Origin of the sequence: Nakamurella lactea DSM 19367 (assembly GCF_000426645.1) — a bacterium.
Taxonomy (GTDB): Bacteria; Actinomycetota; Actinomycetes; order Mycobacteriales; family Nakamurellaceae; genus Nakamurella; species Nakamurella lactea.
Genome location: NZ_AUFT01000021.1, coordinates 93,070 through 105,782 on the forward strand (window position 1 = coordinate 93,070; position 12,713 = coordinate 105,782).

The 12,713-nt window shown below is 69.1% G+C and carries 10 protein-coding genes; 6 read left to right on the forward strand and 4 right to left on the reverse strand.

The window, feature by feature from the left end; translation table 11 throughout:
* Window positions 1-5: 5 nt before the first annotated feature.
* From dapF to K340_RS0119325, 3 genes are all read right to left on the reverse strand, one after another.
* Entirely contained in the window at window positions 6-821 is an 816-nt protein-coding gene (gene dapF, locus K340_RS0119315) for a diaminopimelate epimerase (RefSeq protein ID WP_029137910.1), read from the reverse strand.
* A gap of 81 nt (window positions 822-902) precedes the next feature.
* Entirely contained in the window at window positions 903-1,835 is a 933-nt protein-coding gene (gene miaA / locus K340_RS0119320; protein ID WP_029137911.1) for a tRNA (adenosine(37)-N6)-dimethylallyltransferase MiaA, read from the reverse strand.
* Entirely contained in the window at window positions 1,832-2,596 is a 765-nt protein-coding gene (locus K340_RS0119325; RefSeq protein WP_029137912.1) for a class III extradiol ring-cleavage dioxygenase family protein, read from the reverse strand. The genes miaA and K340_RS0119325 overlap by 4 nt, the downstream gene beginning before the upstream one ends.
* A 945-nt stretch (window positions 2,597-3,541) precedes the next feature.
* Here K340_RS0119325 and K340_RS31630 point away from each other — a divergent pair.
* The 5 genes from K340_RS31630 (at window position 3,542) to K340_RS0119355 (ending at window position 9,786) form a co-directional block, all read left to right on the forward strand.
* On the forward strand, window positions 3,542-4,954 hold the full coding sequence (locus K340_RS31630) for a DUF349 domain-containing protein (protein ID WP_084614676.1): 1,413 nt from the start codon (window positions 3,542-3,544) through the stop codon (window positions 4,952-4,954).
* Window positions 4,955-5,150: 196 nt separating this feature from the next.
* Entirely contained in the window at window positions 5,151-6,341 is a 1,191-nt protein-coding gene (locus K340_RS31635) for a DUF4185 domain-containing protein (protein WP_211229543.1), read from the forward strand.
* A 38-nt stretch (window positions 6,342-6,379) separates the two neighbouring features.
* Window positions 6,380-7,855: an extracellular solute-binding protein gene (locus K340_RS0119345; protein ID WP_029137913.1), complete on the forward strand. Its 1,476-nt coding sequence runs from the start codon at window positions 6,380-6,382 to the stop codon at window positions 7,853-7,855.
* Window positions 7,856-7,981: 126 nt separating this feature from the next.
* The gene (locus tag K340_RS0119350) at window positions 7,982-8,965 is read left to right on the forward strand and encodes a carbohydrate ABC transporter permease (protein ID WP_051266913.1); all 984 of its coding nucleotides are present in this window, start codon (window positions 7,982-7,984) and stop codon (window positions 8,963-8,965) included.
* Window positions 8,962-9,786: a carbohydrate ABC transporter permease gene (locus K340_RS0119355; RefSeq protein ID WP_029137915.1), complete on the forward strand. Its 825-nt coding sequence runs from the start codon at window positions 8,962-8,964 to the stop codon at window positions 9,784-9,786. The genes K340_RS0119350 and K340_RS0119355 overlap by 4 nt, the downstream gene beginning before the upstream one ends.
* A gap of 130 nt (window positions 9,787-9,916) precedes the next feature.
* Here the strand turns inward: K340_RS0119355 and miaB are convergent, their stop codons facing one another.
* Window positions 9,917-11,458 (reverse strand): tRNA (N6-isopentenyl adenosine(37)-C2)-methylthiotransferase MiaB, encoded by a 1,542-nt coding sequence (gene miaB, locus K340_RS31640; RefSeq protein ID WP_154674362.1) that lies wholly within the window; start codon window positions 11,456-11,458, stop codon window positions 9,917-9,919.
* A gap of 357 nt (window positions 11,459-11,815) precedes the next feature.
* On the opposite strand from miaB, the gene K340_RS0119365 reads away from it, so the two are divergent.
* Window positions 11,816-12,544 carry an amino acid ABC transporter ATP-binding protein gene (locus tag K340_RS0119365; protein WP_029137916.1) on the forward strand — a complete coding sequence of 243 codons (729 nt, stop codon included), beginning with the start codon at window positions 11,816-11,818 and terminating at the stop codon, window positions 12,542-12,544.
* Window positions 12,545-12,713 lie beyond the last annotated feature (169 nt).

Here is a 12,713-nt window from a genome sequence, read left to right on the forward strand (position 1 = left end):
TGACGTCAGCCGGCCAGTACCGCCGGATTGAGGGTTCCGCTGTAGACCAGCACGGCCGGCCCGGTGAGATCCGCACCGTCCGCGCCGACCCGCACCTGTACCCGGCCGCCGGGCACCGTCACCGCCACCGTGCCCTCCGACAATCCCTGCGCGGCAAGGTGTACGGCAGCGGCCGCCACCGTACCGGTGCCACACGAGCAGGTCTCGCCGCTGCCCCGCTCGTACACCCGCATGGTCACCGCATCCGGTCCGTCCGGCCGGACGAATTCGATGTTCACCCCGTGCGGGAAGGCCGCCGCGTCGTACCCGGGTGCCTCCCGCAGATCCAGCTCGGCCGGGTCACCGTCGATCAGGCAGACCAGATGCGGATTGCCAACATCGGCGGCGCGGCCGGACAGCTCCCGGCCGGCGACGACCGCGGAGGAGGCCCCGCCGAGCGTCACCGGTCCCATCCCGATCCGGACGTCACCGGTGACATCGAGGTCGGCGGTCCGCACCCCGCCCCTGGTGTCGAACTCGATCCGGCCGGCGGGCGTCCAGCCGGCGTCCACCAGGAACCGGGCGAAGACCCTGGCCCCGTTCCCGCACATCTCGGCGAGTGACCCGTCGGCGTTGCGGTAGTCCATGAAGTAGCGCCCGTCCTGCCCGGGGGTCACCCGGATCACTCCGTCGGCCCCGATCCCGGCCCGGCGATCGCAGATCAGCCTGGCGCGCTCGGCGGTCAGCTCGAACTCGCCCCGCGGGTCGGGCACCAGCACGAAGTCGTTCTCGGTGCCGTGCCCCTTCACGAAGCTCGGACCGACCTGCTCTGCGCTACTCACGAGGACACCCCCCTCGTCCCTCGGGGGCTGCCTTCGTTCAGTGCCGATGGTTCGTTCGCCAGCTCGCTCACGCCGATCAGGCTACGGGTGCCCTTCGATCCTGCTGCCGACCAGGGCGAGCGCGGCGTCCAGCAGCGCCGGGTCGGTGGCATCCAGGTCGTGCCGGCGGGCGTCGCGGCGAAACCAGGATCGCTGCCGGCGGACGAATCGCCGGGTCGCGGTGACGGTATCCGTCGTCGCGTCCGGCAGCGCGCGGATGCCGTCGACCACCTCGATGAGCTGGGCGTAGCCCAGCGCCCGGCGGGCGGTGCTGCCCTGCCGCAGACCTCGTCCGATCAGCCCGGTCACCTCGTCCAGGAAGCCGGCCGCCAGCATGGCGTCGACCCGCTCGGCCAGCCGCCGGTCGAGCTGCTCGGTGGGCCGGTCCAGGGTGAGGATCACCGCGTCGTAACGGGCCGGCCCTGGCACCGGCATGGTGGCGGTGAATGGTTGCCCGGTGATTTCGATGACCTCCAGTGCCCTGGCGATCCGCCGGCCGTTGCCGGGCTGGATCGCGGCCGCCGCCGCCGGGTCGACTGCCGCCAGTTCGGCGTGCAACGCCGCGGCGCCGCGCTCCTGCACCTGCTCCAGGAACTTCTCCCGGACCGCCGGATCCGTTCCGGGGAAAGCGATCTCGTCGATCACCGCCTGCACGTACAGGCCCGACCCGCCGACCAGCACCGGCGTCCGGCCCGCGGTCAGCAGCCGCTCGATCTGCGCCCTCGCGGCCGCCTGGTAGACCGCGACGCTCGCCGTCTCGGTCACCTCGAGAACGTCCAGCAGATGGTGCTCGACACCGTGCCGCCGGGCCACCGGCACCTTGGCCGTGCCGATGTCCATACCCCGGTACAACTGCATCGAGTCGGCGTTGATCACCTCGCCGTCCAGCCGCAGGGCGAGCTCGATCCCGAGCTCCGACTTGCCGGTGCCGGTGGGACCGCAGACGACGACCAGGCGGCCGGCCGCTCCGCTCATCGTCGCCAGCAGGCGACGTGGTAGCCGACCCCGTACGGGTGCCCGAAATACTCCGCCCGGACCGTCGAGGTGTTTCCGCTGAGCAGTTCGGCCAGCACCATCAACGAAGCCGGCGCGGTCGCTCCGAGCGAGCCGGCCAATTCGGCGTTCGCGGCACACCAGTGCCGCAGCTGCAGAGGCCCACCGTCGGCCGTCAGCGCGTCGTGCAGTGCTTCGTCGAACGATTCGGCCCTGGCATCCTCGGCGGCCGGTGCGTCGTCGCCGTGGCAGATTGCGCCATCGGCGAGTACCACCACCCCGATCGGTTCGTCTTCGGTGATCAGGTGCCGGACGACGGTGGGCGAACGGTCCGGGAAGGAACCGTCGGCCCGGCGATGAACGGGGCCGACTTCCAGCGCGTCCAGGCGTGGACCGCGCCCGAGCAGCGAACGGGCGATCCAGACTCCTGGTGCGAGGTCGACCGGCGAATCGCCTGATCGAACGGGGTCGGGATCGGGTGGCCCGGACAGCGGGGTGCTCCGACCGAAGGGAAGCCGGCCGGGATCGGCGCGCACGTTCGGTATCCAGCGCGCCGCGCGGCCCGGCGTCACCACCAGGAGCCGGCCCAGGTTGCCGATCGCCGCGTCGTTTGCGGCGATGACCACGTCGTCGAGCGCCCGTCGCACCCCGTCCACCAGAGGCTGCTGCTCGGCGGCCAGTGCCGGCGCCACCCCGGGGATCAGCAGCGGGGCAGCCGGGCAGAGAGCGGCGGCGACGATCACAGCCGCAGAGTATCCGGCGCCCCGGCGTCGATCAGATCCCAGCACGGTTCCGGAGGCCGGTCTCGCCCGCGCGCGAAGAAGAAGGCACACTGAACTGTGCCGTCGGCCACAGGCCGACCGCAGACGACCGGGGTGCCCCATGGGCACCCGGGGATCGCCCGATCCCCGACGAACGCAGGAAGGCCCGTTCCGATGACCGAGGACATCTCCACCGGTACCCCCACCGACTCGCAGACCAGCACTCCTGCTGCAGCAGCCCCGCCGGAGGCAATGAGCGTCCCCGGGCCGGTACCGGGTCCGGCGGTCCCTGATCCCGGCCCCGCCGGTCCGACGCCGACTCCGGACGTCCCGGTGCCCACCCCCGACCCGGCCGCACCGCCGGCCCCGCCCACGCCGGAGCCGCTGCGCCCCGAGCCCGACCCGGTGCCCGCGCCTTCGCCGGTGCCAACACCGTCGCCGGCGCCCGCGCCGTCGCCCTCGCCTGTCCCTGCACCGTCCCCCGCGCCTGCACCGTCTCCTGCGCCCGCACCACCCGTCCCCGAGCCGCTGCCGGCCCCCGAACCGACACCCGACCAGGCGTCGTCGGCCGATACCGGCTCGACCACCGGCGTGGCGCCGGAGGCACCCGCGCCAGGGTCGGCATCCGAACAGCAGCCGGCACCCGAGCCACAGCCGGCACCCGAACAGCAGCCGGCACCCGAACAGCAGCCGGCATCCGAACAGCAGCCGGCATCCGAACAGCAGCCGGGCGACCAGACCCCGACGCTGGCCGACGCCGGTCCGACATCGGCCGACGTCACCCCCGCACCGGCCGAGACCGCCGAGACCGCCGCCGCACCTGCCGCACCCACCGAGACCACCGAGACCACCGAGACCACCGAGACCACCGAGACCACCGAGACCACCGAGACCACTGCCGCACCGGCAGGGACCGCGACCGCCGACGTGGCCGCGGACACCGCGCCGCCGAGCCCGGCCGCTCCGGCGGGCCAGGCGCAGGAGCGGCCGGGCGGCGGCCGCCAGCGGCCGGCCCGCCCGGGCGGCGGACGTCCCGGGCGACCGGGGGCCGGCCGGAGCCACCGTCCGGGTCACCCGTCGGCGGCGCCGAGCGCGACATCGACCACCGTCGTCGAACCCACCGTCGAGCCGGTCGATCCGCACCAATGGGGCCGGATCGACGACGACGGCACCGTGTACGTCAAGACCACCGACGGCGAGCGTTCCGTCGGGGTCTGGCAAGCCGGTGACGCCGAGGCCGGCCTGGCCCATTACGGCCGGCGGTTCGACGACTTCTCCACCGAGATCGCGCTGCTGGAGGCCAGACTCGCCTCCGGCGCCGGCGACCCGAAGGCGAGCAAGGCCCAGGCGATCGCGCTGCGCGAGCAGGTGACCACGCTGTCCGCGGTCGGCGACCTGGACTCGGCGGCCGCCCGGCTCGAAGTGGTCATCGGGGCCGCCGACCAGGCCATCGCCGGCGCCTCGCAGGCCCGGGCGCAGGCGCGGACCCGCGCGATCGCGGCCAAGGAGGCGCTGTGCGCCGAGGCCGAGGAACTCGCCGAGTCGACCCAGTGGAAATCGACCGGTGACCGGCTGAAGTCGATCGTCGACGAGTGGCGGCAGATCCACGGCATCGACCACAAGACCGACGACGTGCTGTGGAAGAGGTTCGCCAAGGCCCGGGACACCTTCTCCCGCCGCCGCGGGTCACACTTCGCCGAACTCGACAAGCAACGGGCCGCGGCCAAGGACGTCAAGGAGGAGCTGATCAAGCGCGCCGAGGCGCTCTCCGACTCCACCGAGTGGGGCGAGACCGCCGGCGCCTACCGCGATTTGATGACGGAGTGGAAGGCCGCCGGCCGCGCGCCGCGCGACGTCGAGGACTCGCTCTGGGAACGGTTCAGGGCCGCCCAGGAGCAGTTCTTCTCCCGGCGGAACCAGACCTTCTCCGAGCGTGACGCCGAGTTCGAGGCAAATGCCAAGACCAAGGAACAACTGCTGGCCGAGGCCGAGGGGATCAAGCCCGAGCAGGATCTGGAGGCCGCCCGGCGTGCGCTGCGCAGCATCCAGGAACGCTGGGAGGAGGCCGGAAAGGTTCCGCGGGAGCGCATCCGCGAGTTCGACTCCCGGCTCCGCGCCATCGAGGACCGGGTCCGCAAGGCCGAGGATTCGCACTGGAAGCGGACCGACCCCGAGACCCAAGCCAGGGTGGACCAGTTCCGCAGCCGGGTCGATCAGTTCCGCAGCCAGGCAGATCGGGCCAGGGCGGCCGGCAACGAGCGCAAGGCCAAGGAGGCGGAGGCACAGGCGGCGCAGTGGCAGGAGTGGCTGGCGGCCGCGGAGAACGCAGTCGACGGCTGACCCCACCCGCTCAGAGATCCACAACGGCACAGGCCCCGCCACGGGCCTGTGCCGTTGTCCGTCCGGCTGCGGGTAGCTCTTGACACGGACCCTCCGGGACGGCCAGACTTCCGCCAGAAATCGTTATCTCGTTGGCGAGAGGCGGGAGGAGTGCGGAGATGTTCGGTCATATCCTCCCGGTCCTGAAGGGCGGCGCGTGACGCGCCGGCGGACGGCTGCGTTGGCAGCTCTCGCCTGCCTGGTCGCGATGATCGCAAGCTGCGGGTCCGACGCCGACGATCGCGCAGAACCGCCGACCTCGGTACCGCCACCCGATCGGCTGCCCACCGGCGCCCTCCCGCATCTGCTGACCGGCGTCAGCAACGTCACCCGGATCGGCCAGCTCACCGGACCGGACGGGATCAACCACACCGACACGGTAGAGATCGCCGGTGCCGACCTCGGGTCGATGTTCGAACACGATGGGAAGACCTGGTTCGTCTTCGGCGACACCTTCGGTCAGCGGGAACCCGGCCTCACCGGGGGCGGCGGCCAGGAATGGCGGAGCAACGCGCTGGCATACAGCACCGACACCAACCCCGCTGACGGCATCACCTTCGACGGCTTCGTCACCGACCCGGCCACCGGCTGGGCGCTGGAGATGATTCCCGGCGACAAGATCGACAACGAAGAGATGACGAAGATCCCGACCTACGGGTTCAGCGCCAACGGGGCGATGTACCTGGACTACATGTCGGTCAAACACTGGGGCGAGCCCGGCGAGTGGGAAACGAACTACTCCGGCCTCGCCAAGTCCACCGACGACGGGAAGACCTGGCAGCAGCTGGACGCGCCGAAGTGGCCGGGCGACAGCAACTTCGTCCAGGTCAGCGTGACCGACGTCGACGGCGAGCTGTACTTCCACGGCGTCACCCACGGCCGGTTCGGCGGCGTACAGCTGATGAAGGTCGCCGCGATCGATGTGGAGAAACCCGGTGCGTACCAGTACTTCTCCGGCACTTCCGGTGACGGCACCCCACAGTGGAGCAGTAACATCGGCGCCGCGAAGACCATTGTCGACGCGGCGGTCGGCGAGCTCTCGGTGGCGTGGAACCCGTACCTGCAGCGGTGGTTGATGACCTACACCGCCGGTGACGGAGGCGGATCGGCGATCCGCGAGGCGGCGGCGCCATGGGGACCGTGGAGCGAGGCGATCCCGCTGGTCACCCAGCAGGACGCCCCGGGTCTCTACGCCCCGTACCTGTCGCCGACGTACGTCGCCGATGGCGGTCGGCGGATCTACTTCACGCTCTCGATCTGGGATCCGTACCAAGTCTTCTGGTACCGGGCGGATCTGCAGAAGTCCGGCGCCGCAGCAGCTTCGGTGCCGGCATCCGGTACGTCCTGAACCATCGGAGATCAACAGCAGCAACTCAAGGAGGAGTCATGCGGACCAGATTCAGGAGAGCGAGCGGCCTGGTGGCGGCGGTCGTCGCCGGCGCATTGGTGATGACCGCGTGCGGCGGCCCTTCGGCGCCGGTCGGTGGCGGCGCCGCCGGTGGTGGTGGTGGTGGTGGTGACACCACGGCCCAACAGACCAGCGACGGCGGCGGTGGCGACGTCACCAGCTCCGCGGTCGACACCAAGTCGGGCGTTTCCGAGGCCGCCGGCACCACGGCAGCGGGTGCGGTCTCGGTGACCTTCTGGCAGCAGAAGTTCGAGGACTACCAGCAGAAATGGTTCGGCGAGAAGGTCAAGGAGTTCAACAGCTCGCAGAGCAAGGTCCACGTCAACTACATCGTCGTGCCGTCGGACGTCTGGGACCAGAAGTTGAAGGCCGCGCAGACCGCCGGCACCCAGCCGGACATCGCGACGACCAATTACGGCGCCATCCGGGCCGGCGTCGACGAAGGCAAGTTCGCCGATCTGGACTCGCTGATGCCTGCCGATGTGTTCGCCGACATCAAGGACAACGTGAAGAGTTTCGTCCAGGTGGACGGGAAGAACTACGCCTACCCGATGCTCGTCGAGCCGTCGACGGTGCTGTACTACCGGACCGACCTGGTGAAGGCCGCCGGCCTTGACCCGACCAAGCCGCCGAAGACCTGGGACGAGCTGATCACCTGGGCCAAGAAGCTGACCACCGACAAGGTCAAGGGGATGACGATCGCCTCGGTCGCCGCCGACCTCGGTTGGTCCAGTTGGGGCCTGCAGTACAACGCCTGCGGGCATCTGCCGGTGACCGGTGACTGGTCCGCCGGCCGGGCGACCGAGCCCTGCTTCGAGAAGTTGCTGGCGTTCTACCAGACGCTGTTCCAGCAGAAGCTGATACCGCAGCAGCCGAAGGTCGGCTACCCCGACGCCTCGCCGTACATCAACGGCGAGGTGGCCATGATGGCCGACGGCTCGTGGGCAGTCGGCCAGATCAAGGACTCCAAGAAGAAGGACCTGCTGGCCAATACGGCGGTCGCTGAGTTCCCGTCGCTGGACGGCGATGCCAGCAAGCCGACCGCCACCCTGGGCGGTTGGACGCTGACCGTGGACACCAAGTCCAAGAACCAGCAGGCGGCGGCCGACTTCGTCAAGTGGCTGCTGGCCGACGATCCGCAGCGGATGGCCGACTTCTTCAAGCTCAGCGGCTTCTCCAAGTACACCGTCCGCACCTCGGTCGACAAGGCGCTGGCCAACACTCCCGAGGCCAGCAACGACCCGTTCATGAAGATCATCAGCGAGCAGGTGGTGGCGCACGGCAAGGCCGAACCCGGATACCCGTGGGACATCTCGTTGGCATTCGGCACCGCCATCGAATCGGCCATGAAGGGCAAATCCGATGTCCCGACCGCGCTCAAGACCGCGGACACGGCCATCAACCGGGTGATCAAGCAGCAGGAGCTCGCCGGGAAAGGCCCAGGCGACAACTGATCCCACCGGGTCGGTGTGCCTCGCCCAGCCCGGCGCCGCACACCGACCCGCCGCTCCGGCCCGACCATCGACGGACCGGCCGGCCCGTGAGCCGTCCGCACGACCCGAGACACCCGGGGACTTCCCATGACGATCACCCGTACCACTGATTCGGCAACGGCCGCCAGCTCTGCTGCCGCTCCGCCGGCGACGCTCTCCCGCAAGCAACGGCGCGCGCTGAGCAAACCGCCGAAACACCTGCGTTCCAACGGCATTGCCTACGCGATGATCGCGCCGCTGGTGATCCTGCTCGGCATCTTCGTCATCTGGCCGCTGATCTATGCCTTCTATCTGTCGACCTACAAGACCTACTACAACAAGCCGGCCGAGTTCGTCGGCCTGCAGTTCTACAAGTTCGTGCTCACCGACCCTGATTTCTGGGCATCGCTGTGGGTAGGACTCAAATACTCGCTGATGGTGGTGCCGACGGTCCTGGTGCTGGCGCTGCTGCTGTCGACCTTCATCAAGACGCTCGGCAAGAAGGGTGCAGCGATCCTGAAGACGACCGTGTACCTGCCGACCGTCGTCTCGGTGGTGGTCGTCGCCCTGCTGTTCGTGTTCATCTACCAGGACACCGGCTTTGCCAACTGGTTCGTCGGGCTGTTCGGCATCGACCCGCAGGCCTGGCTCAACACCGATGCCAGCGCACTGCCGTCGGTGTCGGTGGCGGGTATCTGGATGGGCTTCGGTATCTCGACCCTGATCCTGCTGGCCGGGCTGCTGGACATCCCGGAGAGCTACTACGAATCCGCGGCGCTGGAGGGCGCCAACTGGTTCCAGCGCACCTGGTACATCACCATCCCACTGCTCAAGAACGTGTTTCTGTACCTGCTGGTCACCGGCTTCACTCTGGCCATGCAGGAGTACCTGCTGCCGCTGATCATGACCAACGGCGGCCCGGTCGGCGCCACCACCACGCCGAACCTGTTCATCTTCAACCAGTTCCGGGACAATTCGGCGTTCTCGTTCACCTACTCGCTGACCGCGGCGCTGATCCTGTTCATCGTCATCGGCGCGGTCTCGATCGTGATCTTCAAGGCGATCAAGTCGGACAAGGCGGTGGACGGATGAGTTCGCGCACCGTGATGAAGGTTCTCAAGGCGCTGGTCGGCCTGGTCATCTTCTGCGCGGCGATGTTCCCGCTGGCCTGGATGGCGATCGCCGGCTTCAAGGGGAAGGAGGAGGTGCTGCGCAGCCCGTTCCAGTTCTTCCCGGACATGTGGAACTGGGACAACTACCGGGCCATCCTCAACGATCCGGCCTACCTGCACGCGCTGTGGCTGACCTTCGTCGGCGCGCTGATCTTCACCGTGCTCAGCCTGTTCATCAATTCACTGGCCGCCTATGCGTTCGCCCGGCTTGACTTCTTCGGCAAGGGCCTGTGGTGGGTCGTCTGCATCATGCCGATGTTCGTGCCGGGGATGGCCATCCTGGTCACCTCGTTCGTGGTGGTCGCCAAACTCGGCATGCTGAACACCCTTGCGGTGCTGATCATCCCGGGGCTGGCCTCCAGCGGGCAGATGTTCTTCCTGCGGCAGTTCTACCTGAACATGCCGATGGGGATGGAGGAGGCTGCGCTGATCGACGGCGCCAACCGTTGGCAGATCTTCACCCGGATCTTCCTGCCGCAGTCCAAGGCGCCGTTCGTGGTGATGGGCTTCGGCTCGTTCCTGGCGTACTGGAACGCCTACGTCTGGCCGCTGCTGACCGTCGGTGACTCACCCGGACTCACCCAGATCATGGTGTATCTGGGCAACTACCGTGCCGAACGCGGCACCGACTGGGGCCTGCTGATGGCCGGCTCCACCATCGCGGCGCTGCCGACCATCCTGCTGGTGCTGATCTTCCAGCGCTACATCACCACCGGCGTCCGCCTGGCCGGCATGAAGTAGCTCTCCGCGAGGATCGACGTCGGTCGCGAGGATTCGATCAACTCGTTCGTCACACCCGTCACAAACGGTGCGCAGTTGATCCTCGCGTCCGACGTTGATCCTCGCGTGGGCTCAGTCGGGGCAGGACGGGTCAGCGGGTGCCGCAGGCACCCGCAGCTGACGGGGCTGACGGGGTCGGTCGGCCGAGGCCCGGCATCCCCAGGCCGACGCCCGGGGTGCGCGGCCGCTCCCCCGCGTCGTGCCGGTCGCCGGCCCTGGTCCGCCGGTGCGAGCCGAGCTCGCCGTCGGCGAGCAGGTGGTGCGGGGCTGCGCCGGTGACGACCGTCGTCACTACGTCGCCGGGGCGGATCGCGCGGTCGATCACCGACCCGACCGGGGCGAAGTGCACCAGTCGGCCGTCCCTGGCCCGGCCGGACATCCGCGCGGTAGCGGTGTCCTTCCGGCCCTCCCCGGCGGAGACCAGCACCTCGATCTCCCGGCCGATCTGCTGCTTGTTGCCGGTCCAGGCCGATTCCTCGACCACCGCCGTCAGCCGCCGGTACCGATCGCCGACCACCTCGGCGGGCACCTGGTCCGGTAGCGACGCGGCGGGGGTGCCCGGGCGCGGCGAGTACTGGAAGGTGAAGGCGGCGGAAAACTCGGCGAACCGGACCAGCTCCAGAGTTTGCTCGAAATCGTCCTCGGTCTCGCCCGGGAACCCGACGATGATGTCGGTGGTGATCGCCGCGTCCGGCATCGCGGCCCGGACGTCGGCCAGGATCTGCCGGTATTTGGTCGTCCGGTACGAGCGGCGCATCGCCTTGAGTACCCGATCGGACCCGGACTGCAGCGGCATGTGCAGCTGGTGGCAGACGTTCGGCGTCTGCGCCATCGCCTCGATCACATCAGCGGTGAAGTCCTTCGGGTGCGGCGAGGTGAACCGGACCCGCTCCAGCCCGTCGACCTGTCCGCAGGCCCGCAGCAGTTTGCCGAACGCCTGCCGGTCGCCGAACTCGACGCCGTAGGAGTTGACATTCTGCCCGAGCAACGTCACCTCGAGCACGCCGTCGTCGGCCAGCATCTGCACCTCGGCCAGCACGTCGCCGGGACGGCGGTCGTTCTCCTTGCCGCGCAACGACGGCACGATGCAGAACGTGCAGGTGTTGTTGCACCCCACCGAGATCGATACCCAGCCGGAGTAGGAGTTGTCCCGTCGGGCGGGCAGCGAACTGGGGAACACCTCCAGCGACTCCAGGATCTCCACCTGGGCCTCGTCGTTGTGCCGGGCGCGTTCCAGCAGGGTCGGCAACGAGCCGACGTTGTGGGTGCCGAAGACCACGTCCACCCAGGGCGCCCGGCGGGTGATCTCACTGCGGTCCTTCTGCGCCAGGCAGCCGCCGACGGCGATCTGCATGCCGGGGTGCGCGGCCTTCACCGGCGCCAGGTGTCCCAGGTTGCCGTAGAGCTTGTTGTCCGCGTTCTCCCGGACCGCGCAGGTGTTGAACACCACCAGGTCGGCGTCCTGCCCGGCCGCTGCGGCGGCGTAACCGGCATCCTCGAGCAGCCCGGCCAGCCGCTCCGAGTCGTGCACGTTCATCTGGCAGCCGTAGGTGCGGACCTGGTAGGTGCGGACGGGGGTCCGGTCACCGGCGGGCCGGGTTGCGGAGGCGGACGGCGAAGCGACGACAGACACGCCGCTCAGGATATCGCCGCCACGGCCGGACCCTGACCGATCGCGATCGGGAACGGTCGCTGCAGCTGCCGCTCCTACTCCCACCCGTACTCCCACGCCCACGCGCAGCCGGCGGCACCAGCTCTCCCGACCCTCCGGCCGGTAGCTCAGAAAGCGGTAAAGATCGGGTAACCGATGCCCGATAGACGAAGGCAGGTCGGGCAAGTCTGTGAAAGGCTTCATCAACCCCGGACACGAACCCGGGGTCGTTGTCGTGACTAGGAGGTCCTGCAGGTGACAGATTCTTCGGCGAACGAGCCGGTCGGTCTCGCCAAGGACGCGGCCGCCAGGGCAACTGCGGCGGGTGACGCCACTCCGATGGTCGGCATGTACGACGTGGAGAAGCATTTCGGCGATCTGCACGTGCTGAAGACGATCAATCTGACCGTGCCGGCCGGCCAGGTGGTGGTGGTGCTCGGTCCGTCGGGCTCGGGCAAGTCGACGCTGTGCCGCACGATCAACCGGCTGGAGCCGATCGATTCCGGCCGGATCGACATCGACGGCACGCCGCTGCCGGCCGAGGGCAAGCAGTTGGCCCGGCTGCGCGCGGACGTCGGCATGGTCTTCCAGTCGTTCAATCTGTTCGCCCACAAGACGATCTTGGACAACGTGATGCTGGGGCCGGTGAAGGTCAAGGGCATGGACAAGAAGTCCGCCAGAGACCTCGCCCAGGCGCTGCTCAAGCGGGTCGGTATCGCCGAGCAGTCGTCGAAGCTGCCGGCCCAGCTCTCCGGTGGCCAACAGCAGCGGGTGGCGATCGCCAGGGCGCTGGCCATGCAGCCGAAGGTGATGCTGTTCGACGAGCCGACCTCGGCGCTGGACCCCGAGATGGTGCAGGAGGTGCTGGACGTGATGACCTCACTGGCCAAGGAGGGGATGACGATGCTCGTGGTGACCCACGAGATGGGATTCGCCCGGCGGGCCGCCGACCGCGTGCTGTTCATGGCCGACGGCCAGATCCTGGAGGACGCCGCCCCGGACGCCTTCTTCACCGCACCGAAATCTGCTCGCGCGAAGGATTTCCTGGGCAAGATCCTGACCCACTAGTACGACCACCCGGGCCGGGAGATCCCCGGCCCCGCCATCCGAAAGGAATGACGGACATGAAACTCCGACAGTTGGGCATCACCGTGGCACTCGCCGCGGTCGCCGCGTTGACCCTGGGCGCCTGCGGCAGCGACAAAGCCGCCGACACCAGCACCCCCGCCGCCGGCAG